Genomic DNA, 23,185 nt, shown 5'->3' on the forward strand with positions numbered 1-23,185 from the left:
GCGGGGGGACTGTGCGGGGGGTGGGACGGGCGCGGGTCGGGCGGGGGCGGTCGCGCGGGTCGGGGTCGGGCCGGCAGGTTCGGGGGTGGTGAGGCGCAGGCGGAGGGTGGCCGGGCCGGGGTGGGGTGCCTCGGCCTGCGGGTGCGGGATGTCCGGGCCCGCGTGCGGGATGTCCGGGCCCGCGTGCGGTGGTTCGGGGTCGGCCTGGGCGCGGGCGGCCGGCACCTCGGGCCCGGCCGCCAGCAGGACCGCCGGGGCGGTGGCCCAGCCCGTCGAGGTCTCGCCCGAGAGCGGGGGCGGGGGCGGGGCGGCCGGCCGCTGGACGGCCTCGCGGGGCGGGGCCACCCCCCACACCGGGGCGGGGGCGGCGGCAGCCGCAGGGGCAGGGGCGGACACCGCCGGCACCCGGAAGGTGCCCGTGACCGAGGTGGTGTGCGTGGGGTACATCGTGTCCTCCGTCATGCGAACAGCCGGCGCCAGGTTTCCGGGCCCGGGTAGCCGTTGGCCGCGGCACCGCGCCAGCCCTGCGCGCGCTGGAAGGCCTCGACGTTGCGGCGGTCCGCCTCGCTCCAGCGCGGCCCGGGACCGGACGTGTAGTGCTTGCCGAAGCCCTTCTTGACCAGTTGGCGGCCGAGGGCCGCGATCGCGTCGTGCGCCACGCCCGGGCGGAACACCGAGGCCCCGGGGTACGCCCGTACCCCGCCCGGCCCCGGCGCGGCCCCCACCAGCGGCGGGATGTTCTTGCCCGTGCGCTCGACCAGCAGCCGCCAGGTGTGCGCCCCCGGGATGCCGTCCGCGTCGGCGCCGGTCCAGCCCTGGGCGGTCTGGAAGGCCTGGGTGGCCAGCCGGTCGTGCTCGCTCCACGCCCGGTCGGCCACCCCCTTCGGGTAGAACCGGAACGCGCCGCGCTCGATCAGCATCCGGCCCAGCCGGGCCACGTGGTCGTTGGTCTGCCCCGGCCCGAACTTCGCGGCGCCGGGGAACACCGTCGCGTCCCCCGGCGCGGGCACCGGCGGCGCCGGGTCGTCGGGCACGATCCCGCCCGTGACCCCGTTGAACCGGTACGGGATGTACTTCGACCCGTTGCTCCAGTACCCGTAGGGCGTGGCCAGTTTGCGCGTCGTCGGCCGGGTCTGCTCGTAGGCGATGTAATGCGTCTGCGTCTCGTCGGCCCAGCCGCCGAAGACGACCACGTGCGAGCCGTTGTTGGGGTCCGCCGGGTTGTGGAAGAGGAGCATGTCCCCGGGCAGCAGATCGGCCTTGGTGATCTTCGTGGCGAACTTGTCGAGGCTGCCGGTCCACTCGTTCGAGCCGAGGTTCCAGACCATCGAGACGTAGCCCGAGCAGTCCTGCCGGTAGCCGTCCGTCCAGTACTCGGACATGCTGTACGGAACCTTCGCGTCCAGCCACAGCTTCGCCCGGTTGATGATCGTCGTCCGGTCGATCCGCTTCACCCCGGAGGGCGCGCCCGGCTTGCCGACGGGACCGCCCTTCGGCCCGTGCAGCGGGGTCCGGCCGCCCTGCGGGCTGCCGGGGCCCGGGTCGTCCGTCGCCGCCGGCCCGGCGGCCGGTGCCGTCACCGCCACCGCGGCTCCGCCGCCACCGCCCAGGACCACGCCGGCGGCCGTGGCCAGGACCAGCGCCCGGCGGGCCCCGCGGGCGGCGGGGTGGCCCCCGTCGCGCAGCCGTATGGCCCGCGCGCGGGCGAGGGTGCGGCGACGCTGGGCGCACCCCCGACACGCACAGTCGCCCGCGGGCTCGTACTCCTCGAAGGCGGGCATCGGCATCGGCGTCGGCGTCTGCACATGCGTCGGAGGCTGCATCGTCATGCGGTTCCGTCCACTCCCCTGCTCGTCCACTGGTCAGCCGGAACCACATCTGGCGGGTCATCAGATGCGGCACGGCCAGACATATCGTGCACGACAAACCCCTTAAACATGGGTTAATCGGACAAGGCGGGCGTGGCTGGTCACGAGCACCTCTCGAGGTGGGGTAGAGTTTTCCCTGTCAGCAAGCGCCGCTAGCTCAGTTGGTTAGAGCAGCTGACTCTTAATCAGCGGGTCCGGGGTTCGAGTCCCTGGCGGCGCACAGACGGAAGAAGCCCCTCGCAGTGAGAACTGCGAGGGGCTTCTTCGTTGTGGGCGGGGGCTAGGCAGCCGTGCCCGGCCGGACCCCGGCGCCCGTCAGGTAGGCGGAGACCACCACGTTCGCCGTGTACTCCTTGGCCGCCTTGTCATAGGTGCCGCCGCAGGTCACCAGCCTCAGCTCGGCCCGGCCCCTGATCCGCTGGCCGTACACCTTGTGCGCGTCGAAGGCCGCGCGCTCGTAGACCCGTACGTCCTCGATGGTGAACTCGGCGACCGAACCGTCCGCCCGCACCACCCGCACCTTCTCGCCCGGCTGCGCCGAGCTCAGCCCGTAGAACACGGCCGGCTTGGACTTCGTGTCCACGTGCCCCACCATCAGCGCGGCCCCGGCGGCCCCCGGCTGCACGCCGTTGCTCCACCAGCCGACCGTGCCCGGGCTGTCGTACGGGGGCGGCTCGATCGCCCCGTCCGCGTCCAGGCCCCGGGAGATCACCGGGGCCTGGACGCCTATGGACGGTACGTCGACCCGCTGGGGCAGGGCCGCGGCCAGGGGGGCGTGGGCCGCGGGCAGGACCGGCCCCACCGCCCCGCCGGCCTGGCCGGCGAGCGGGGCCGGGACCCCGGTGATCTGGCGGCCCCACAGCCACAGGCCCAGGACCAGCACCGACCAGGCGGCGAAGGTCAGCAGTCGGCCGCTTCCGGAGGATCTGGGCTCGCTCATGCGCCCCTCGCTCGTGCGCCACTCGTTCATGCGCGGCCCGCCCTGCGGCCAGCCGCCCTGCGGCCACCCGCCCGGCCGTCGCCCGCCCGGCCGTCGCCCGCCCGGCCGTCATCCACCCGGCCGCCGTTCCCCCAGGCGCCACACCCCCGGGCGTCATCCAACAGGCCGCCGCACCCCCGGCCGTCATCCACCCGGCCGTCGTCCGCCCGCACTCGCTCAGTCACCGCTGCGACGGCGGCGCAGGGCCAGCGCCCGGCCCGCGACGGCCAGGGTGGCGGCGGCTGCCAGGACGGCGCCGATGACCGTGTGCGGCAGCCCCGGACCGTCGCCGCCGTGCTCGTCCTTCTTCGCCGCCGCGGCCGGCCGGGAGGACTCCGCGAGTTCGGCCGACATGCCGCCGCCGCCCGCGTGGACCGGCCAGATCGGGGAGGCGTGGTGGCTGGGGCGGCGGTGGGAGATCTCGATGGAGCCGCTGACCCTGTCGTGACCGTCGCAGGTCACCCGTACGGAGTGCCGGCCCGGCTGGGCGTGCGAGCTGATCGTCACCTCGCCGTAGAGCGGGCTGCGGCCGCCGTCGCGGCCGTACAGCTCCGCGTCCCCCGCGAAGACGGAGGACTTGGCCGCGCCCCTGGTGCCGTCGCAGCCGTTGACGCGCAGCTTGACCTGCGCTCCCGGGTGGGCCGGGCTGGGATCGACCGAGACGCTGCCGCGGCCGCCGCGGTCCTCCTCCCCCGCGAGGGCGGTGGGCGCGGTCACCGCGGAGAACGCTGTCAGGGCGACGGCCACCCCGGCGGCACGGAGAGCGATGTGAACACTGCGCATGGTGAACCTCCTCAACAAGGAGATTCACGCGCCGCGCGCCGCTCCGCATCCGGAGCGGCGCCGTACGTGTCAGCCGAACGACTTAAACGAGGTCCACCAGGTCGGCGATCGAGTCGACCGTCTTGGTGGGGCGGTACGGGAACTTCTCGGTGTCCGCGACCGAGGTCAGGCCGGTGAGGACCAGGAAGGTCTGCATGCCCGCCTCCAGCCCGGCCAGCACGTCGGTGTCCATCCGGTCGCCGATCATCGCGCTGGTCTCCGAGTGCGCGCCGATCGCGTTGAGGCCGGTGCGCATCATCAGCGGGTTGGGCTTGCCCGCGAAGTACGGCTTCTTGCCGGTGGCCTTGGTGATCAGCGCGGCGACGGCGCCGGTGGCCGGGAGCGGGCCCTCGGTGGAGGGGCCGGTCTCGTCGGGGTTGGTGCAGATGAAGCGGGCGCCCGCGTTGATCAGGCGGACCGCCTTCGTCATCGCCTCGAAGCTGTAGGTGCGGGTCTCGCCGAGGACCACGTAGTCGGGCTCGTGGTCGGTCAGGATGTAGCCGATGTCGTGCAGGGCGGTGGTCAGGCCGGCCTCGCCGATCACGTACGCGGTGCCGCCCGGGCGCTGGTCGTCGAGGAACTTCGCGGTGGCCAGCGCGGAGGTCCAGATGTTCTCGACGGGGACGTCGAGGCCCATGCGGCTGAGGCGGGCCTGGAGGTCGCGCGGGGTGTAGATGGAGTTGTTGGTCAGCACCAGGAAGGGCTTGCCGGACTCGCGCAGCCGCTTGATGAAGGCATCCGCCCCGGGGATCGGGGTGCCCTCGTGGATCAGGACCCCGTCCATGTCGGTGAGCCAGGATTCGATCGGCTTGCGCTCTGCCACTGGACTGTTCTCCGCTCTCGGTGGCGTCTGACCTCTGTGACCTCTGGTCTCTACCACCCTATCGGGGCCGGGTCGGGGACGTACGGCGTGTCCACGGCCCGGACCCCGGGGGACCTGGTATCAGCCCAGGCGGAAGTTGTCGACGGTCCAGTACCAGTTGTTGTCGCCGGTGTAGCGGAAGCGGATCTGCACGTCCGTCGCACCGGCCGGGACCTGGAGGTTCAGGGACTCGGACCTGGCCACCGCGTCGGCGGTGTAGCTCTTGACGACGGTGGGCGCGGCGCCGTTGTAGGAGACCAGGACCTGGGCGGTCTGCCCGGCCTCGTGGCGGTAGTGCGTCTGGAAGGTCAGGTTCTTCGTGGTGCCGCCGGTGACGGCCCACTTCGGGGTGATCAGGGTGGAGTCGAAGCTGCCGGTGTGGCTCTTGTCGTCCCACTCGTCGGAGTCGGCGACGGCGAAGACGTCACGGGAGCGGACGTTCAGCTCGCGCCACTGGTCGCGCTGGGCCTGGCTCCAGAACTCGTCGGTCGCGAAGGCCCAGCCGGCCCACTCGCCGACACCGCCCGTGCCCATACGGGAGTTGTCGACGGACCAGCCGGCGGGCGGGGTGCGGGTGAAGCCCTTCACGCCGGCCGGGATGCCCGTCTCGTCCACGCGGGCCTGGAGGGCGGGGCGCAGGGTGTCGAAGGGGTCGCTGTCGGGGGCGTTCAGCGGTACGCCGTCCAGTGCGGCGGTGGAGACGCCGACCTGCGCGAGCGCGGTCGCGGCGACGTCGACCAGCTTGACGTCGTCGCGCACCGAACCGGCCGCGATGCCCGCGCCCTTGGCGATGACGAAGGTGCCGCGCTCCTGGATGGTGGAGCCGCCGTGGCCGCCGGAGTTGGTGTGGCCGTGGTCGGTGGTGACCAGGACCTTCCAGTTCTCCTGGGCGTAGGTCGGGCGGTTCTGTACGGCGGTCAGCACCTGGCCGATCAGGGCGTCCACGCGGGCGACGGCGTCGAGGTACTGCTGGCTGGCGGCGCCGTAGGAGTGGCCGGCGACGTCGATCTCGCCGAGGTAGACGAAGGCGGCGTCCGGGTTCTGGTCGCGCAGTTCGGCGGCGGCCGCGGCGGCGATCTTGGGGTCCTCGTTGCGGTAGCCGTCGCGGTCGCCCTTGAGGGAGAGCCGCTTGTCGACCTTGGCGGAGAAGATCGGGCCGCCCGCGTCGGTGGAGGTGATCGGCTCCCAGTCGGCGGCCGCGTAGGTGTTGAGCGCCGGGTTGGCGTTCTCCATGCGGGTCAGGAAGTCGGGGTGGGCGGTGTAGTTCTTGCCGGTGAAGGAGTTGTCCTTCACGCCGTGCTTGTCGGGCCAGACGCCGGTGGCGATGGTGGACCAGCCGGGGCCGGAGGAGGTGGCGGCCATCGGGTTCGCGTACAGGGTGCTGCGGGCGGTCAGGCCCTGGGCCATCAGGCCCTTCAGGTGCGGGGCGTTGGCGGCCTTGACGCGGTCGAGGACCGCGCCGTCGATGCCGATGACGAGCACCTTGTCGGTGTTGGCGGCAGCGGCGGCGTCCGCGGCGCCGGCCGGGGTGGCCAGGGCGGACGCGGCGATCAGGGCGGCGGCGGAAGCGGTCACGGCGATGACGCGTCGTCCGGGCAGGGCAGTGGACACGTACTCCTCCTGGGGAGCAGGTGAGCGGCGAAGTGCGGGGACAGTGCGCGCGGTACCCCCGGAGGGAAGCACCTCCGGCGGTGGCCGGGGAGGGTCCGGGGGCCCAGGGTCCGGACCGAAGGGCATTTCGGTCCAGACCCGTTACGCAAGCGTCACTTTCCCGGACCAGGGTGGCCGGGAAGTGTCCGGTCAGCTGCCGGTTGCCGACTTCCACGCGTCGACGTAGGCGGTGAGGTTCGCGTCGATGTCGGCCCAGTTCGGCTCGAAGACCTCGACACCCGTCATGATCTTGGTGAGCTCGACGGCGTTGGCGTCGGTCGGCTTGACGTCGGTGCGCGCCGGGAAGCCGCCGCCGACGCCGCTGACCAGCTGCTGCGCCTCCTCGCCGAGCAGGTAGTCGAGGAGCTTCTTGCCGTTCTCGGTGTGCGGGGCCTTGTCGACGAGGCCGGCCGCGTACGGCAGGGCGAAGGTGGTGGGCTTGCCGCCGTCCTTCGCGGGGAACCAGATGCCGATGTTCGGCATGGACTTGGACTGCGCGAAGTTCATCTGGACGTCGCCGTTGGCGACGAGCAGCTCGCCCTTGTCGGTCTTCGGCGCCAGCTTGCTGGTGGAGGAGGACGGGCCGACGTTGTTGGCCTGGAGCTTCTTCAGGTACTCCATCGCCGGCTCCTTGCCGCCGAAGTCGTGCATCGACTTGATCAGGACGGCGGTGCCGTCGCCCGCGACGCCCGGGGTGGAGTACTGCAGCTTGCCCTTGAACTTGGGGTCCAGCAGCTCCTCCCAGGTCTTGGGGGCCTCGGCGAGCTCCTTCTTGTTGTAGATGAACCCGAAGTAGTTGTTGACGACCGAGGTCCACTTGCCGTCGGCTGCCTTGTTGGCGCCGTTGACCTTCTCGGAGCCCTGCGGCGTGTAGGCCTGGAGGAGGCCCTTGCCGTCGGCCTGCTGGATGAAGGGCGGCAGGGTGATCAGTACGTCGGCCTGGGTGTTGGTCTTCTCGCGGACGGCGCGCTGCACCATCTCGCCCGAGCCCCCCTCGACGTACTTGACCTCGATGCCGGTCTTCTTGGTGAACTCGGCGAAGACCTTGTCGTACCAGCCGTCGCCCTTCTCGCTCTTGAGGCCGTCGGCGCTGTAGACGGTGACGACCTTCTCCTCGCCGGCCTTGCCGGAGCCGGCGGTGGCGGAGCCGCCGCAGGCGGTGAGGGAGACGGCGAGGGCCAGGCTGCCGGTGAGGGCGGCGGCGGTACGGAGCAGGAGCTTGCTGGGCATGGAACTTCCTTACGGGGAAAGGGAGTCGACAGGGACTCAGCAGGGGTACGGCGGGGTGGAGCAGCGGGGGGAGGTGGGGCAGCGGGGGGTGCGGGGGGTCAGCGGTAGGAGGCCTTGGTGCGGACGCGGGAGACGGCCAGCAGGACGAGCAGGGTGGTGGCCATCAGCACGACGGCGACGGCGGATCCGCTGAAGAGCGAACCCCGGTCGGTGGCCGTGAAGATCCGGACCGGGAGGGGCATCCAGTCCGGCGGGTAGAGCATCATCGTGGCGCTCAGCTCGCCCATGGACAGGGCGAAGCAGAGCCCGGCGGCCGCGGTGAGGGACGGCAGCAGGAGCGGGAGCTTGACCCGCCACAGGACGTAGCCGGGGCGCGCGCCGAGGGAGGCCGCGGCCTGCTCGTACGCGGGGTCGAGCCGTACGATCGCCGCCGAGACCGACTGGTAGGCGAACGCCGTGACAAGGATCGTGTGCGCCAGGATGACGATCGAGCTGGTTCCGTTGAGGAGCAGCGGCGGCCGGCTGAAGGCGACGAGCACGGCGAGGCCGACGACCACGGACGGCACGGCGACGGGCAGCATGAACAGCGCGTCCAGGGACCGCTTCCCGCGCTTGCCGAGGGCCGAGCCCGCCAGCGCCGCCCAGGTGCCGACGGTGAGCGCGAGCAGGCTCGCGGCGACGGCGGTGACCAGGCTGGTGGTCAGGGCCTGGAGGGACTCGCCCTGCACGGCGGAGGCGTAGTTCGCGGTGGTCGGGCCGGAGGGGAACGCGCCGGACCAGTGGGTGGCGAAGGAGGCCGCGACCACCACGAGCAGGGGCAGCGCGAACAGCGGCAGGAAGAGGAGGCCGAAGAGGCTCCAGACGGCCCAGCGGCCCGTCTTGCTATGCACCAGCACGCTTGCTCACCACCCGGTAGAGGCCGAACAGGCCGACGGAGATCACGATGTTGACGACGGCGACCACGCAGGCGGCGGCGTAGTCGGATTCGAGGATCGCCTTGCCGTAGATGAGCATCGGGAGGGTCGTGACGTCCTTGGCTCCGGTGAACAGGACGATCCCGAACTCGTTGAGGCACATGACGAGGACGAGGCTGCCGCCCGCGGCCAGGGCGGGGAGCGCCTCGGGCAGGATCACCTGCCGGACGATCCGCGCGGGCCGGGCGCCGAGGCCGGCGGCGACCTCCAGCTGGGCGGTGTCCAGCTGGGAGAAGGCGGCGAGCAGGGGGCGCATCACGAAGGGCGTGAAGTACGTGATCTCCGCGAGCAGGACGCCCCACGGCGTGGTCAGGAAGTGGAAGGGCCCCTCGGCAGCGCCGGTGAAGTCGGTCCAGACTCCGTTGGCCATGCCGACGGTGCCGTAGATGAAGAGCAGGGCGAGGGTGATGAGAAAGGAGGGGAAGGAGAGGAAGACGTCGATGAACTTCGCAACGCCGCGGGCGCCCGGGAACGGCACGAACGCGATGACGAGCGCGAGCGCGAAACCGAGGACGAGACACCCGACGGTGGCCCCGACGGCCAGCCAGACGGTGGTCCCGAGCGCTTCGCGGAAGGCCTGCGAGCCGAAGACCTGCGCATAGGCGTCGAAGGCGCCGCCGCCGTTCTCGGGGCTGAGCGACTGCTGGACGACCAGCGCGAGCGGATACAGGAACACCAGCGCGAGCACGGCCACGGGCGGCAGCGCCCACAGATTCAGCCTCGCCGGCGTTTGAGGCGCGGGGTCCGGGGCGGAGCCCCGATCTTTCAGCCCCGCCGGCGATTGAGGCGCGGGGCCAGGGGCGGAGCCCCGAGCCTCCCCGGCGGGGGCCGGTACAGGCGTGGCGCGCCGCGTGGTCTCAGCCATCGGACACCCCAGCGGCCAGCAGCACCGCGTCCCGCGGCTCGAAGTGCAGCGTGACCCGGTCCCCCAGCGCGGGCGTCTCCCGCAGCTCGGGCAGGTCCGCCTTCACGCGGTGGCCGGCGACATCGACGTACAGCCGGTGCGTCGAGCCGCGCCACTGGACCTCGGCGATGCGGCCGCTCAGCGCGTTCGGGCCGTCCCCCAGGCCGAGCAGGTGCGGCCGTACGCACAGGGTCGCGGTGGACCCGGGCACGGCGCGGCCGCGGTCGAGGGCCAGCGGGCGGCCCTCGAAGAGCGCGCCGCCCTCCGCGACGGTCACCGGCAGCAGGTTCGCGTTGCCGACGAAGGACGCGGTGAACTCGGTGCGCGGGGCCCGGTACAGCTGCTGCGGGGTCCCGCAGTCCTGGAGCCGGGCCTTGTCCATGACGGCGATCCGGTCGGCCAGGGTGAGCGCCTCGACCTGGTCGTGGGTGACGTACAGGATGGACACGTCGGGCAGTTCGCGGTGCAGGCGGGCCAGTTCGGCGAGCATCCCGGAGCGCAGCTGCGCGTCGAGCGCGGACAGCGGCTCGTCGAGCAGGAGCACCCCCGGGCGGATGGCGAGGGCGCGGGCGATGGCCACGCGCTGCTGCTGGCCGCCCGACAGCTCGCGCGGGTAGCGCTTGGCGTAGGCCGCCATGCCGGTCATCTCCAGGGCCTCGGCGACCCGGCCGGGTATCTCGGCCTTGGACGCCTTCTGGGCCTTCAGCCCGAAGGCGACGTTCGCCTCGACCCTCATGTGCGGGAACAGCGCGTACTGCTGGACGACCATGCCGATGCCGCGCTTGTGCGGCGGAAGCGCGGTGACGTCCCGGCCGCCGATCAGCACCCGGCCCGCGGCGGGCCGTACGAACCCGGCGACCGCCCGCAGCGCCGTGGTCTTGCCCGAGCCGGAGGGGCCGAGCAGCGCCATGACCTCGCCGGGCTCGACGGTCAGGTCGAGGGAGTCCAGGACGGTGTTGCCGCCGTAGGCGACGCTGACCCCCTCGAAGCGGATGCCGCTCACGCCGAATCCGCCAGCAGGTGCGGGAGTTCGGCGACGGAGCCCAGGACGTGGGTGGCGCCGTGCGCGGTCAGGGCCGCGCGGTCGTGGGCGCCGGTGAGGACGCCCGCCACGGTCCCGGCGCCGGCGCGGCGGCCGCTGAGCATGTCGTAGGCGGTGTCGCCCGCGACGACCATCTCCCGTACGTCGTCCGCGGCGCCCGTGCGCAGGAACGCGGCCAGCACCATGTCCGGGTACGGGCGCCCGCGGCCGCCCGCGTCGGCGGGGCACAGGGTGAGGTCCGCCAGGCCCTGCCAGCCCAGGGCGTCGAGGATGGCGTCCTGGGTGACGCGGGCGAAGCCGGTGGTCAGGACGACGGTGCGGCCGTCGGCGCGGAGCTTCTCGATGGTCTCGCGGGCTCCGGCGACCGGGGCGATCAGGCCGGAGTCGATGAGTTCCCCGTACGCCTCCTCGAAGGCGGAGTTGGCGCGCCGGGCGAGGTCCTCCGTACCGAAGAGGTGGCGGAAGACGGAGATCTTCGACTCGCCCATGGTGTCGCGTACGTACTGGAGCTTCTCGGCGTGGTCGGCGCTGCCCGGCTCGACGCCGAGGCGCTCGGCGGCGCGCTCGAAGGCGCGCTCGACGAGGCCGCCGTCGGCGACGGTGGTGCCGGCCATGTCCAGGACGATCAGGTTCTGCGTGCGGTTCTCGGTCATCAGACTTACCAGCCCAGTTCGTTCGCGGTGGTCTCGGCTATGGCGGGCGAGCAGGTCATGCCGCGCCCGCCGGGTCCGGTCACCAGCCAGACGCCGTCGGCCACCTGCTGGCGGTGGACGACGCGGGTGGTGTCGGTGCACTGCGCGTACACGCCCGCCCAGCGGTGCCTGATCTTCGGCAGGGGGCGGCCCAGGAAGGCCTCGACGACCTCGGTGAGGTGCTCGTAGGGGTCTTCGAGGGTGTCGAACGCGAAGGGGTGCTCGTATTCGTGGGTGTCGCCGATGGTCAGTCCGCCGTCCAGGCGCTGGACCATCAGCAGCTGCATCTTGTGCGCGGCGGCGATCGGCGCCTGGGCCTGCGCGGCGTTGAGCGCGTCGAGGGCCTCGGACGCGTAGGCGGGGTAGTAGCGGAAGCTGTCGGCGTCCGCGACGGAGGTGGTCAGCGGCTCGCCGAGCGGGGCGGTCTGCATCATCTGCAGCCGGACGCGGCGCACGGGCAGGTCGGGGACCAGCTCGCGGACCAGGCCCGACAGCCAGGCCCCGGTCGCCAGGACCACGGCGTCGCCGCGGTGGACGTCGCCGTGGTCGTCGCGGACGGCGCCCGGGCCGGCGAGCTCGCGCACCTCCCGCCCGGGGAGGAAGGTGTACCGGCCGGTGGCCTCGAGGGCCTCGCGCAGGTGGAGCTGGGCGGTGCGCGGTTCGACGGCCGCGTCCCGCTCGCACCACAGCGCGGCCTCGAAGGCCCCGCGCAGGGCCGGGTTGATCTCCCGGGCCTCGGCCGCGGTGACCAGCTTGTAGCCGCGGGCGGCGGCGTCGGGGCGGGCGACGGCCGCCTCGGCGACCGCGTACTCACGGGCGTTGCGGACGGGGGTGAGGGAACCGATGGCCCGGAACCCGAGGCCCGGCACCCGCTCCCCGATCCGCTCCCAGAGCTCGCGGGCCCGCAGGGCGGTGTCGAGCTCCTCACCACCGGCTCTTCCGCTCACCCAGATCTGGCCGAAATTGCGCAGTGACGCGCCGCGGGCCTCCGCTTCTCGCTCGATCTGGACGACCTCGTGGCCGCGTTCGACTGCTTGCCAGGCGTGCATGGTGCCGACCACGCCGCCTCCGACGACTATGACTCTCACGCCGTCCACGGTGGGCGCGCCCCGTGACCCGGGGGGATCCGGTGGACGACGGGCCGGTGAACAACCCCCCAAACTTGGACTAGACCCGTTACCTCTTTGTGACTTCAATACGCCCGATTGCGCCATGTTTGCAGTGATCCGCTCGGGACTATTCGGGCCGCAGACGGGTCGTGAAGCTGAACCGGTCACCACGGTAGAGCGAACGCACCCGCTCCAGCGGCCGGCCGTCCTGATCCCGCGAGAAGCGGTGGATGAGCAGCATCGGGAGGGCGGGCGGAGTGCCGATCAGCAGGGCCTCGCGGGGGGTCGCCAGGACCGTCTCCAGCTTCTCGTCGGCGTCGCCGAAGGAGATGCCGAGGCGGTCACGGAGGTATCCGTAGAAGGAGGAGTCCGGCGGGAAATCGCTGTCGAGGCGGGGCGCCCGGGCCACCCGGATGTACGTGCTCTCCAGGCCGACCCGTTCGTCGTCGGCCAGCAGGACGCGCTCCAGGTGCCAGACCGGCTCGCCGGCATCGGCGCCGATGCCGGGGGTGAGGTCGGGCGGGCAGGGGAACCGCTCGAGCCCGATGAGGTGACGGCCCGGGCGGCGGCCCTGGCGGCGGACGCCCTCGGTGTAGCTCGCCAGCGACAGCGGCTGCTCCAGCTTCGGCCCGGCAACGACGGTCCCCCGGCCGGCCCGCCGCAGCCGGCCTTCGAGCAGCAGCTCGCGCAGAGCCTGGCGGACGGTCTCGCGGGACACCTCGTACCGCTCGGCGAGATCCCGCTCGGTGGGCAGCGTCCCGCCCTCACCGAGCTCGTCGAGGAGCTCGGCGATACGGGCCTTGACGGCGTAGTACTTCGGGATGCGGCCGTGCTCGGGAATCCCGGAGCGGACGGGCGAGCCGGGACGGTGGTGCTGGGTCTGTTCTTCCACGCTGGGACTCTATGCGGGGCGGGGGTGGGGGGATGCGGGGGTGGGGGCGGGGGCGGTGCGTGCCGGGGGCCGGGGGTCGGGGGTCGGGTGGGCCGGGTGGGGCGGGCGGACGGGCGGGAGCCGGACGGACGGGGCGCGGAGTCCGGCGGACGGACGGACAGGAGCCGGACGGACAGGCGCACGGCGCACGGCGTTCGGCGGACGGACGGGCGGCGCGGAGTCCGGCAGACGGACGTGTGGCGCGGAGTCCGGCGGACGGACGGGGCAGCGTGTGTCGGAGGTGGCGCGGAGTCCGGCGGACGGACGGGTCAGCGTGTGTCGGAGGTGGCGCGGAGTCCGGCGGACGGACGGGTCAGCGTGTGTCGGGGGTGGCGCGCAGTCGCCGGGCCCCGATCACGAGTCCGCCACCGACGACGAGGGCCGCGACCGCACCGGCCCCCACCCCGTACGCCCGTTCGTCGCGCGGCCCGGTGTGCGCGAGGGAGCCCGCCTCCACGGGGTCCTGCGGACCCTCGACGGTGAACCGGTAGCCGCCGGCCTCGCCGATCCAGTCGCCGTCATCGCCCTTGCGCTGCACGAGCGCGGCGTCCGCGAGGACCTCGCCGGTCGGCGCGTCGGCCGTGAAGGCCAGGCCCACCCGGACGGTGAGCGACCTGCCGGCGGCGACGGTGAAGCCGGGGAAGGCGGATCCTCCGTCGAAGACGGCGATGATCTCGTCGCGGTCGCTGCGCTCCAGGCTGACGGGGAGCGTGCCGCCGGGGGTGTCGAACTCCATCCGCAGGTGGGCGGGGCGCAGGGCGCGGGCCTTGTCGGTGAGGACGACGACGGGGTGGATGGCGGTGCAGAGGCTGTCGGTGGTGTTGGTCAGGTCCAGGTACCAGGTCTGCGGGCCGCCGCCGGTCCGGTACACGGCCGGTCCGCCGCGAATCCGGGCGCCGATGGGAAAGGCGGTGCTCTTCCCGTCCCCGCAGGTGGCCTGCGCACGGGACGGCCACGCGGGCGCCGGCCGGGCCCCGCCGCCGGTGCCGACGTCCGCGCCGGCGGTGGGTGCGGTGGCGGCGACCAGGGCGGCGGAGAGGACGGCGCCGAGGGCAAGGGCTTTGCGCAGTCGCATGGAAGATCCCTCGCTGCTTCGCTGCTCACCGGACGGGACGATGGTAGGACGAGGTGACAATCACCCCGCCCAGCCCGCACCTTGCCACTCCCCCCGAACCCCCCACCCCCACCACGCCCAAGCTTCTACGGTTTACGCCCAATCAGCCCAAACCGTCAAGAACGCCACCCCGACCCACCAGCCCCCAGCCCTACGGACCCACCCCCAGCCCCACCACCCCGCTCCCGGCCCCCTCCGACGACCCGCATCCCATCCCAGCCGAACCCCTCCCGGCTCGCCCAAACCACTCCCCGCCCCGCCGAGCCAAACTCAGCCCCGCCGAAGCCCTCCCGGCTCGCCGAACCCCTCCCGCCGGCCGGGCCACGTCCCGCCCAGCCGGACCACTCCTGGCTCCGCCGGACCACTCCTGGCTCCGCCGGACCACTCCTGGCTCCGCCGGGCGAGATTCAGCCTCGCCGGCGCTTGAGGCGCGGGGTCCGGGGCGGAGCCCCGATCCTTCAGCCCGACCGGGCCGCTTCCGGCCCCGCCCGGGCCAACCCAGCCCCGCCGGCATTTGAGGCGCGGGGCCCGGGGCGGAGCCCCGGCAACGGCGCCGCACCCACACACCCTCACCCGACCCCGCCCACCCAAGCCGCCCATCGGCGCCCGAAGACGGGGACCCGGGGCGCAGCCCCGATCCTTCAAGCCCCGCCCGGCCACTTCCCGCCCAACCGGGCCGCTCCCGGCTCCGCCGAGCCAAACTCAGCTCCGCTGGTCAGCATCCCGCCCCACCAGGCCAATCCCAGACCCGCCGGGCAAGACTCAGCCCCGCCGGCGCTCGAGGCGCGGGGCCCGGGGCGGAGCCCCGATCCTTCAGCCCCACCAGCCCGCTTCCGGCCCCGCCCGAGCCAACCCCAGCCCCGCCGGCGCTTGAGGCGCGGGGCCCGGGGCCGAGCCCCGGTAAGCAGCGCCGCGGCCGGATGCCGCCAGCCGGCCCGAGCCTCAGCCGACCCGGCCGAACACCGGCCCCAGCACCAACTCCGCCGCCCCCTCCGCAACCCCCGCCCCGGCCAACGCCACACACACCGACCCCGGCCCACCGCCAGGCACCCGCCCCGCGATCACCCGCCGGACCCCGTCCAGGAACACCTCCGGCGCCGCCTGCACCACGCGCCCGCCCAGCACCACCCGCTCCACATCCAGCAGCCCCACCAGATTCGCCGCCCCCTCCCCCACGATCCGCGCGGCCTCGGCCAGATCCCCCCGGGCCACCGCCGCCAGGCACAGCACCTCCGCGCACCCCCGCGCCCCGCACCGGCACGGCGGCCCGTTCAGCAGCAGCACCTGGTGTCCGAACTCCCCCGCCCCCGAACGCCCTCCCCGGTAGACCTCCCCGCCCAGCCGCAGCCCGGCCCCGAGCCCGGTCCCGACGTGCACGTACACCGAGGCCCCCCGAAACCCGGCCGGCGCCCCCACCGCAGCCGCCGCCGCACCGGCGTTCGTGTCCTTGTCCAGCAGCACCGGCACCCCCAGCCGCCTCGCCAGCACCTCCCGCAACGGGTAGCCCTCCCATCGCGGAAACCCCGTCACCCGGCCCATCACCCCGGCCCGATGGTCCAGCGGCCCCGGCGCGGCCACCCCGACCCCCAGCAGCGGCCGCCCACCCGGCTCGCCGACGGCCGCGCCTCCGACCCGCGCGTCACCGACCCCCGCGTCACCGACCCGCGGGCCACCGACCCGCGGGCTACCGACCCGCGCGAGCGCCCGTACGACCTCCTCCACCACCGCATCCGGACCGGCCCCGAAGTCCAGCGGGCCCCCGCTCTCCGCGACGACCGTGCCCGCCAGGTCCACCCGTACCGCCCGGAGCTCGTCGCGGTCCAGGTGCACCCCGGCCGCGTACCGCGCCTGCGGCACCAGCCGGAGCAGGGTGCGCGGCTTGCCGCCGGTGGACACGGCGCGGCCGGCCTCCGCGACCAGCCCCTCCCCGCCCAGCCGCGCGGTGATCTTGCTGACGGCCTGCGGGGTGAGCCCCGTACGCGCGGCCAGTTCGGCCCGGCCCAGGCCCGCGGGCCCGGCGCCGCGCAGCAGGTCCAGCAGGAGCGCCTCGTTGTGCCCGCGCAGCGCCGGCAGGTTCACCCCGCCGCGCCCGTAGCCACCCGCGCCCGCACCTCCGCCCGCGCCAGCACCAGCACCAGCACCAGCACCAGCACCCCCGGCCCCAGGCCCGCCCTCGCCGTCGTCCCCGTTTCCCCTGTTCACCTGCCCATTGTCCACCCTCCTTGCACTTCGGCAACACTGTTGCCAAAGTGGCTCCCATGAACGCCACCGCCCCCGCCGCCCCCCGCTCCGCCCCCCTCCGCGTCGGCCTCATCGGCTACGGACTCGCCGGTTCCGTCTTCCACGCCCCCCTCGTGACGGCCACCGACGGGCTCGTCCTCGACACGGTCGTCACCTCCGACCCGGGCCGGCAGGAGCAGGTCCTCGCCGAGTTCCCCGACGTCCGGATCGCCGCCTCGCCCGACGAGCTGTGGAAGCGCGCGGGCGGCGCCGACGCCCTCGACCTCGTCGTGATCGCCTCGCCCAACCGGACCCACGTCCCGCTCGCCACGGCCGCCCTGACCGCCGGGATCCCCGTCGTCGTCGACAAGCCGCTCGCCGCCACCGCCGCCGAGGCGCGCGAGCTCGCCGCCCTCGCCGAGCGGACCGGAACCTTCCTGTCCGTCTTCCAGAACCGCCGCTGGGACAACGACTTCCTGACCGTCCGCCGCCTCCTTGCGGACGGCGAACTCGGCGAGGTCCAGCGCTTCGAGTCCCGTTTCGAGCGCTGGCGCCCCCAGCTCAAGGGCGGCTGGCGCGAGTCGGGCGCGCCGGAGGAGATCGGCGGCCTGCTGTACGACCTGGGCAGTCACGTCGTCGACCAGGCGCTGGTGCTGTTCGGCCCGGCGGTACGGGTCTACGCGGAGGCCGACGCGCGCCGGCCGGGCGCCGAGACCGACGACGACACCTTCATCGCCATCACGCATGCGAACGGAATCCGCTCGCACCTCTACGTCAGCGCCACCACCGCCCAACTCGGCCCGCGCTTCCGCGTCCTCGGCTCGCGCGCCGGCTACGTGAAGTACGGCCTCGACCCGCAGGAGGGCGCCCTGCGCGAGAGGCTGCGGCCGGGCGCGGACGCGCCGTGGGGCGAGGAGCCGGAGCACCTGTGGGGGCGGCTGGGCTCCGGCGAGTCCCCGCTGACCGGTGCGGGGACCCCCGTACCGACGGCCCCGGGCGACTACCCGGCGTACTACGCGGCGGTCGCGGCCGCCCTGCGCGACGGCGGGCCCGCGCCGGTCACCGCGTACGAGGCCGCGCACTGCCTTGAGGTGCTGGAGGCGGCCCGTACCTCGTCCCGGGACGGAGTGACCGTGGAGCTGTGAGCCAACGCTCACAGGAACGGGCGCGTCCGGGGCGGACGGCGATCTATCCTGCACGGATTGCCATCCACACGATCATCACGTGTGTAAAGAACGGATTCTCTGTGAAGCTGCCCCGGATCGCGTCGGTCGTCGCTGCCGCCGCGATAGCCCCGGCCGTCCTGCTCGCCTCGCCGGCCTTCGCCGCCGACGCCCCGTCGGCGTCGACGCCGTCCACCCCGACGGCCCCCACCGCCCCGGACCGGAGCCCCGAGGGCGGTCCGGCCGCCGGAAACCCGGCGGACAAGCCCGCCGAGGACCCGCAGGCCACGAAGGACCGGGCCGCGATCCAGGCGATCCTGGCCGACCCGGCGAGCGGGCCGGGCGTGCGCGAGGCGGCCGAGAAGGCGCTCAAGGGGACGGCCGCGGACATGCGGCACTTCCTGGAGGTCGTCTGGCAGCAGGTGCAGTACACCGACGACCGCGTACGTGTCACCCAGATCCACAGCACCGGCGGCACCGCCGTCAAGCGGGAGGCCGAGAAGGCCCTGCGCGCCGGAACCCACGCCGCGCTGAAGGAGTTCCTCGCCACCGGGCAGCACAAGGCCCGCTACGAGGACGACCAGGTCGAGCTGTTCCGCATGCTGAACGGCGCCGGCTCGGGCATCCGCGCGGCCGTCGAGAAGCTGCTGGGCAGCGGAACCCCGGAGCAGGTGCGCGAGTTCATCGAGACCGGGCAGCACAACGTCCGGGCGAGCGACGACCGCGTCGAGCTGTCACGCATCTACGAGGGCGCCGGCCCGGGCCTGAAGGCGGCCATCGACGCCCTCCTCAACGGGCACCCGTCCAACGCGGAGCTGCGCGAATTCGTGAAGACCGGGCAGCACAAGCTGCGCGACGAGGACAACACCGTCCTGATCTGGTCGATGCTGAACAACCCCGGCCCGGAGCTGAAGAAGGCGGCCATCGCCGCCCTCAAGGGAACGCCCGAGGACCGCGCGGCGTTCCTGAAGACCGGCCAGCACGAGGCCCGCGCCAAGGACAAGGCCGCCGAGGAGGCGGCCGCCAAGGAAGAGCAGGCCAAGAAGGACAAGGACAAGGACAAGGACAAGAACGGCTCCACGGGCACGGGCACGACCGGCACCGGCACCGGCACCACCACCCAGGTCGCGGCCCAGGGCACCGGCGGCAACGGCAACGTGACCGCGGCGGGCGGGTCCGCGCCGCTCGCGAACACCGGTGCCGGTTCCGAGAACGCCTGGTTCGCGGCCGGCAGCGCCGCCGCGCTCGCCGCGGGCGCCGGCCTGGTGCTCACCAACCGCCGCCGCCGTACGTCGGCCGAAGGCTGAGCCGAACGCCGAGCCGAAGGCGCACATAGCACATAGCGCATAGCGCATGGCGCATGGCGCACGGCGCACGGCACGCGGGAAGGGGCGGGCTGCCGATGACTGGCAGCCCGCCCCTTCTCCGTGTTCTCGCTGTCTTCCCGCGGTGTTCCCGGCGCGGTCCCGCTACGCGCCCTTGAACTCCTGGCGCTGGCGGCCCAGGCCGTCGATCTCCAGCTCCACGACGTCACCGGCCCGCAGGTAGGGCTTCGGCTCCGGCTGGCCCATGGCCACGCCGGCCGGCGTGCCGGTGACGATGACGTCGCCCGGGTACAGGGTCATGAACTGGCTCAGGTACCGGACGACCTCGCCGACCGGGAAGATCTGGTCGGCGGTGTTGCCGTCCTGCTTGAGCTCGCCGTTGACCCACAGCTTCACGTCCAGGGCCTGCGGGTCCGCGATCTCGTCGGCGGTGACCAGCCACGGGCCGAGCGGGGTGAAGGTCTCGCAGTTCTTGCCCTTGTCCCAGGTGCCGCCGCGCTCGATCTGGAACTCGCGCTCCGAGACGTCGTTGACCAGCAGGTACCCGCCGACGTGCGCGAGGCCCTCCTCGGCGGAGGCCAGGTAGCGGGCGGTGCTGCCGATGACGACGCCGAGCTCGGCCTCCCAGTCGGTCTTCACGCTGCCGCGCGGGATCAGCACGGTGTCGTCCGGGCCGACCACGGTGTCGGCGGCCTTCAGGAAGAGGATCGGCTCGGCCGGCGGCTCCGCGCCGATCTCGGCCGCGTGCCCGAAGTAGTTCAGCCCGATGCCCACGATCTTGCCTATGCGGCCGACCGGCGCGCCGATCCGCAGCCCTTCGGCGTCCAGGACGGGGAGCTCGCCGGCTTCCGCGGCGTTCCGTACCCGGGAGAGCACGGAGTCATCGGCGAGGAGAATGCCGTCCACATCCGTGATCAGGCCGGACAGGTCACGCAGGGTGCCGTCCTGGTCGAGGAGCGCGGGGCGCTCCGACCCGACGGGTCCGACACGCAGCAGCTTCATGGGCATTCTCCCGTGGTCGTGGGTGGTCGGCGCATGGGCGGGCCCAGGCGCCGGCCGATGGGTTGCGGCCATCGGAGGATTGGTCGATCCTCCAAGAAGTACGACCAATCCGCAAGACCCTGTTCACAGACTGGAACGCCGCCCGCCGGTCACCTTCCCCACCGCCTCCCCCGCCGCCCCGCCTGCGGCCGCCGCGCGGCGGGACTGCATCCAGGCCCGCTCCGCGACCGACCACGCCGTGGTGGTCAGCAGGTACAGCCCGGCCGCGAGCGGCACCACGGCAGCGGTGATCAGCGTCCCGAACGACAGCAGGGGCAGTACGCCGCCCAGCTTGCGGATGGCCTCCTGCTGCTCGGCGCTCACACCGGCCGGGACGGGCCGGGCCGGCGCGAGCGCGGCCTCGGCGGCAGCCCGGCGCCCCCGTACCGCACTCCACGCGGCCACCAACCCGATCGCCGCGAACAGCCCGAGGAACACCAGCCCCTGCGCCCCGAGCAGCCCGCCCTCCCCCAGCGCCTCGGTCCACCGGGCACCCAGCGGCGCGGCGAACAGCCGGTGCGCCAGCAGCTCTCCCCCCGAGGTGAAGGCCTGGTACATCAGGAAGAACACCGGCAGCTGCAACAGCAGCGGCAGGCACCCCGCCGCCGGGGTCGCCCCGCGGAAAGCGGCCCGGCTCAGCGGATACAGCGCGATCCGCACGAGCACGGTGAACAGCACGATCGCGGCAGCGGTCGCGGACTCGGCCAGTACCGGCTCGAGAAACCGGCCCAGCTCAACAACAAGATGGGTGAAAACGGACACGCGGGCCCTCCGGAGGGTCTCGTCTACGTCGAAAGAGATGCAAGGACATGCATTTCGGCGTGACGACCCGCGAGGGGCGGAGCAGTGATCGGAGTCAGGGAAGGCGAGAAGGCGAGAAGTCGCTGCGCGCCCCTACGCGGCCGTCGGGACCGGACGGCCGGGCGCCCTGGGCCGCGACCGGCCCGAGGCATCGGGATCGCGCTGCGGCAGGAACGCCGTGCGCTGCTCGCGATCACGGATCGCGGTGCGTATTCGGTGCGGCGGCACGGGCCGCGCGAGGCGCGCGACGGCGGCGAGCGCCTCGGCGCCCACGGCAACAGTGGCGGCAAGAGCGACGACGACCGCGCCCAGCCCGCCCTCACCGGCGAACAGCGCGAGGACCGCCCCGAGCAGCACCAGCACCAGCGACGTCCGGGCGAACAGCAGGAGGAAGCGCCGAGCCATACGGACCTCCCCCTTCCACTCCCCCGCGCGAACCTCCGTACGAGACCCGCGTCTTGCGATCGATACTAACCGGCCCCACTGACAAGGCGAGGGGTTCAGGACTTGAGCGTCCCCCACACCACCAGCCGGTACTTGGAGGTGTACTCGGGCGTGCAGGTGGTGAGCGTGATGTACGCACCGGGCTCGCCGTACCCGTACTCCGGCTTCACCAGGCTCCGCGGCACGGGCGCGATCACCCCGACGTCCCGCTCGGTCGTCTCGCCGAGCACCTTCCCGACGACGTACGTGTACCGCCGCCCCCGCACCTCGACGATCAGCTCGTCCCCGGCCCGCAGCCGGTTGATGTACCGGAACGGCTCCCCGTGCGTATTGCGGTGCCCGGCCAGCGCGAAGTTCCCCCGCTCCCCCGGCCCGGCGGTCCCCGGGTACTGGCCGGCGTACCCCTTGTCGAGCACGGCCCGCTTGTCGATCCCCTGCGCGACGGGCACGGTCAGACCGAGCCGCGGGATCCGCAGCACGGCGTACGCCCGGTCCCGCGCCGGCGGCTTGGCGGCAGGGGCGCGGCCCGGCGCGGACGCGGCGGGCCCCGACGGCGCCGCACCGCCCCCCTCCCCGCCGGAAGAAGCGGAGGCGACGGGTTCCACGGCTTCGGCGGGCTCCTCCGCCGGACCCGGCTCGTCCGGCACCCGAGCCCAGTCGCTCTCCAGAGCCCTGACCTGCTCCTGCGCGGCGGCGACGGCCTGCCGGTTGGTCCACCACACCTGGTGCACCACCAGCAGCAGGACCACCACCCCCACGGTGACGGTCAGCTCGGCGGCCGCCCACAGCACCCCCGCGAGACCGGCCCGGCGCGCCCGCCGGCCGCTCCCCTGAACCACCACAGGTATGTGATCCCGCACGGGCGGCACCCTAAGTCCTCCCCCGTCAACTGACCAGCGGCAGTACGGTGTGATCCATGCGCCCTGACACGCCTGCCGAGCACATCGCCGAAGCCGAGCGCCTCATCCGCACGGCGACCCGCTATCCCGAGGACCAGGAGCCGTTGCTCCTCCAGGCCGCTGCCCACCTCGAGTTGGCAGACGCCCGGGACCGCGCCAGCGCGCTGTACGACCAGCTCCTCTCCGCCTCGCCGGCCAACCCTCACCTGATCAAGGCCCTGCAGGCGGCGAACCTCTGGGAGTACGGCCACGAAGCGGAAGCCCGCGCCCTGATCTCGGGCATCCGCGCGGCCTCCCCCAAGGACCCGGCGCCCTGGGAGGTCATCGCGGAAGCCCTCGAGGCCCACGACGAGCTGGAGGCCTCGCACGACTGCTTCACCGAGGCGGCCACCCTCCTGATCGCGGAGGACGCCCCGCTCACCCCGGCCACCACCGCCCTCCTGACCGGCCGCCACCGCGTACGCCGCCTGCTCGGACTGCCGCACGACGACTGGGACATGGTCGCCGACACCCGGCACATCGGCCCGATCCCCCTCGACGAACTCCACGACCCGAAGCGCATCTGGGCCCTCGGCTCCGACGACCCGGCCGAACTCCGCGCCGAGATCGCCCGCCTCCGCGCCGAACTGGGCGACCGCCGCGCCGCCCTCTCGCGCCCCTTCCCGGTCGCGATCCTCCACTGGCCGGCCCGCGAACTGGCCGAACTCCTCACCTCGTACCCCACCCTCGCCGCGGAGTACCCCTCACACGAGGCCCACCTGCGGGAGATCGAGACCTCCCTCCGCGCCCTGGCCGCCTCGGGCACCACGAACCTCGGCATCGTCACGGCCAGCGTCCCGTCGTACGAGGCCTTCGCCGCCTCCGAACGCACCTCCCCGGCCTCCCCGTCCCTCCTGGCCGAATACGCCACAACCCTGGCAGCCCGCGGCAAGGCCACCCCCTGGCCCCCGACCCCGACCAACCCCTGCTGGTGCACCTCGGGCAAGCCGTACTCGGAGTGCCACGGCGCTCGCTCGGAGTAGGCAGGGGCCGTCCGGAGGCTCCACACCCACCAGAGGGGCAGACAGGCCCGCTGCGGCAGATGCCTGCCTGTCCCTCCGCACCTCTAGGCAGCG

The 23,185-nt window shown here is 73.5% G+C and carries 21 protein-coding genes, 1 tRNA gene and 1 pseudogene; 4 read left to right on the forward strand and 19 right to left on the reverse strand.

The genetic code is table 11. The features are described 5' to 3' along the window. Positions 1-462, reverse strand: a pseudogene (locus tag ACFWP3_RS33910) (hypothetical protein); the annotation flags it as partial. Then, complete coding sequence (locus tag ACFWP3_RS33915) at positions 459-1,787, reverse strand: peptidoglycan-binding protein (RefSeq protein WP_384228896.1); 1,329 nt, start codon at positions 1,785-1,787, stop codon at positions 459-461. The gene ACFWP3_RS33915 and the pseudogene ACFWP3_RS33910, both read right to left, overlap by 4 nt. 227 nt (positions 1,788-2,014) lie before the next feature. Between ACFWP3_RS33915 and ACFWP3_RS33920 the strand changes: the two genes are divergently transcribed. Next, a tRNA-Lys gene (locus ACFWP3_RS33920) sits at positions 2,015-2,088 on the forward strand. A gap of 60 nt (positions 2,089-2,148) precedes the next feature. Here the strand turns inward: ACFWP3_RS33920 and ACFWP3_RS33925 are convergent. From ACFWP3_RS33925 to ACFWP3_RS33985, 13 genes are all read right to left on the reverse strand, one after another. After that, positions 2,149-2,808, reverse strand: a complete 660-nt coding sequence (locus ACFWP3_RS33925) for a class F sortase (protein ID WP_384228831.1) — start codon at positions 2,806-2,808, stop codon at positions 2,149-2,151. A 216-nt stretch (positions 2,809-3,024) separates the two neighbouring features. After that, complete coding sequence (locus ACFWP3_RS33930; RefSeq protein WP_384228834.1) at positions 3,025-3,630, reverse strand: hypothetical protein; 606 nt, start codon at positions 3,628-3,630, stop codon at positions 3,025-3,027. 82 nt (positions 3,631-3,712) lie between these two features. Further along, on the reverse strand, positions 3,713-4,492 hold the full coding sequence (locus ACFWP3_RS33935) for an HAD-IIA family hydrolase (RefSeq protein ID WP_384228836.1): 780 nt from the start codon (positions 4,490-4,492) through the stop codon (positions 3,713-3,715). A 120-nt stretch (positions 4,493-4,612) separates the two neighbouring features. Next, complete coding sequence (locus ACFWP3_RS33940) at positions 4,613-6,142, reverse strand: alkaline phosphatase family protein (protein WP_384228838.1); 1,530 nt, start codon at positions 6,140-6,142, stop codon at positions 4,613-4,615. A 189-nt stretch (positions 6,143-6,331) separates the two neighbouring features. Continuing rightward, on the reverse strand, positions 6,332-7,411 hold the full coding sequence (locus ACFWP3_RS33945; RefSeq protein ID WP_384228841.1) for a 2-aminoethylphosphonate ABC transporter substrate-binding protein: 1,080 nt from the start codon (positions 7,409-7,411) through the stop codon (positions 6,332-6,334). 98 nt (positions 7,412-7,509) lie between these two features. After that, positions 7,510-8,307 (reverse strand): ABC transporter permease, encoded by a 798-nt coding sequence (locus ACFWP3_RS33950; protein WP_384228844.1) that lies wholly within the window; start codon positions 8,305-8,307, stop codon positions 7,510-7,512. Continuing rightward, a complete protein-coding gene (locus tag ACFWP3_RS33955; protein WP_384228846.1) occupies positions 8,294-9,250 on the reverse strand; it encodes a 2-aminoethylphosphonate ABC transporter permease subunit in 957 nt (318 codons plus the stop codon). Before ACFWP3_RS33955 ends, ACFWP3_RS33950 begins: the two co-directional genes overlap by 14 nt. Then, a complete protein-coding gene (locus ACFWP3_RS33960) occupies positions 9,243-10,292 on the reverse strand; it encodes an ABC transporter ATP-binding protein (protein WP_384228848.1) in 1,050 nt (349 codons plus the stop codon). The genes ACFWP3_RS33955 and ACFWP3_RS33960 overlap by 8 nt, the downstream gene beginning before the upstream one ends. After that, positions 10,289-10,984 (reverse strand): phosphonatase-like hydrolase, encoded by a 696-nt coding sequence (locus ACFWP3_RS33965; RefSeq protein ID WP_384228850.1) that lies wholly within the window; start codon positions 10,982-10,984, stop codon positions 10,289-10,291. Before ACFWP3_RS33965 ends, ACFWP3_RS33960 begins: the two co-directional genes overlap by 4 nt. Before the next feature lie 5 nt (positions 10,985-10,989). Further along, positions 10,990-12,111: a TIGR03364 family FAD-dependent oxidoreductase gene (locus tag ACFWP3_RS33970; protein WP_384228852.1), complete on the reverse strand. Its 1,122-nt coding sequence runs from the start codon at positions 12,109-12,111 to the stop codon at positions 10,990-10,992. A gap of 148 nt (positions 12,112-12,259) precedes the next feature. Then, the gene (locus tag ACFWP3_RS33975; RefSeq protein ID WP_384228854.1) at positions 12,260-13,024 is read right to left on the reverse strand and encodes a GntR family transcriptional regulator; all 765 of its coding nucleotides are present in this window, start codon (positions 13,022-13,024) and stop codon (positions 12,260-12,262) included. Between the two features lie 352 nt (positions 13,025-13,376). Beyond that, complete coding sequence (locus tag ACFWP3_RS33980; RefSeq protein ID WP_384228856.1) at positions 13,377-14,138, reverse strand: hypothetical protein; 762 nt, start codon at positions 14,136-14,138, stop codon at positions 13,377-13,379. Positions 14,139-15,119: 981 nt separating this feature from the next. Then, positions 15,120-16,256, reverse strand: a complete 1,137-nt coding sequence (locus tag ACFWP3_RS33985) for an ROK family protein (protein ID WP_384228858.1) — start codon at positions 16,254-16,256, stop codon at positions 15,120-15,122. 179 nt (positions 16,257-16,435) lie between these two features. Between ACFWP3_RS33985 and ACFWP3_RS33990 the strand changes: the two genes are divergently transcribed. Both ACFWP3_RS33990 and ACFWP3_RS33995 read left to right on the forward strand, forming a co-directional pair. Beyond that, positions 16,436-17,542 (forward strand): Gfo/Idh/MocA family oxidoreductase, encoded by a 1,107-nt coding sequence (locus ACFWP3_RS33990; protein ID WP_384228860.1) that lies wholly within the window; start codon positions 16,436-16,438, stop codon positions 17,540-17,542. A 101-nt stretch (positions 17,543-17,643) separates the two neighbouring features. Further along, the gene (locus tag ACFWP3_RS33995; RefSeq protein ID WP_384228863.1) at positions 17,644-18,867 is read left to right on the forward strand and encodes an LPXTG cell wall anchor domain-containing protein; all 1,224 of its coding nucleotides are present in this window, start codon (positions 17,644-17,646) and stop codon (positions 18,865-18,867) included. Between the two features lie 162 nt (positions 18,868-19,029). On the opposite strand, the gene ACFWP3_RS34000 is transcribed toward ACFWP3_RS33995, so the two are convergent. The 4 genes from ACFWP3_RS34000 to ACFWP3_RS34015 form a co-directional block, all read right to left on the reverse strand. Further along, the gene (locus tag ACFWP3_RS34000; RefSeq protein WP_384228866.1) at positions 19,030-19,887 is read right to left on the reverse strand and encodes a fumarylacetoacetate hydrolase family protein; all 858 of its coding nucleotides are present in this window, start codon (positions 19,885-19,887) and stop codon (positions 19,030-19,032) included. A gap of 123 nt (positions 19,888-20,010) precedes the next feature. Next, positions 20,011-20,688 (reverse strand): YidC/Oxa1 family membrane protein insertase, encoded by a 678-nt coding sequence (locus ACFWP3_RS34005; RefSeq protein ID WP_384228868.1) that lies wholly within the window; start codon positions 20,686-20,688, stop codon positions 20,011-20,013. 132 nt (positions 20,689-20,820) lie between these two features. Next, positions 20,821-21,132 (reverse strand): DUF6412 domain-containing protein, encoded by a 312-nt coding sequence (locus ACFWP3_RS34010; protein ID WP_384228870.1) that lies wholly within the window; start codon positions 21,130-21,132, stop codon positions 20,821-20,823. A 95-nt stretch (positions 21,133-21,227) separates the two neighbouring features. After that, positions 21,228-22,031: a class E sortase gene (locus tag ACFWP3_RS34015; RefSeq protein WP_384228871.1), complete on the reverse strand. Its 804-nt coding sequence runs from the start codon at positions 22,029-22,031 to the stop codon at positions 21,228-21,230. A gap of 56 nt (positions 22,032-22,087) precedes the next feature. Here ACFWP3_RS34015 and ACFWP3_RS34020 point away from each other — a divergent pair, with 56 nt between their 5' ends. Beyond that, positions 22,088-23,092 (forward strand): SEC-C metal-binding domain-containing protein, encoded by a 1,005-nt coding sequence (locus tag ACFWP3_RS34020; protein WP_384228873.1) that lies wholly within the window; start codon positions 22,088-22,090, stop codon positions 23,090-23,092. Positions 23,093-23,185: the final 93 nt, after the last annotated feature.

This window comes from Streptomyces sp. NPDC058525, assembly GCF_042719495.1.
Taxonomy (GTDB): Bacteria; Actinomycetota; Actinomycetes; order Streptomycetales; family Streptomycetaceae; genus Streptomyces.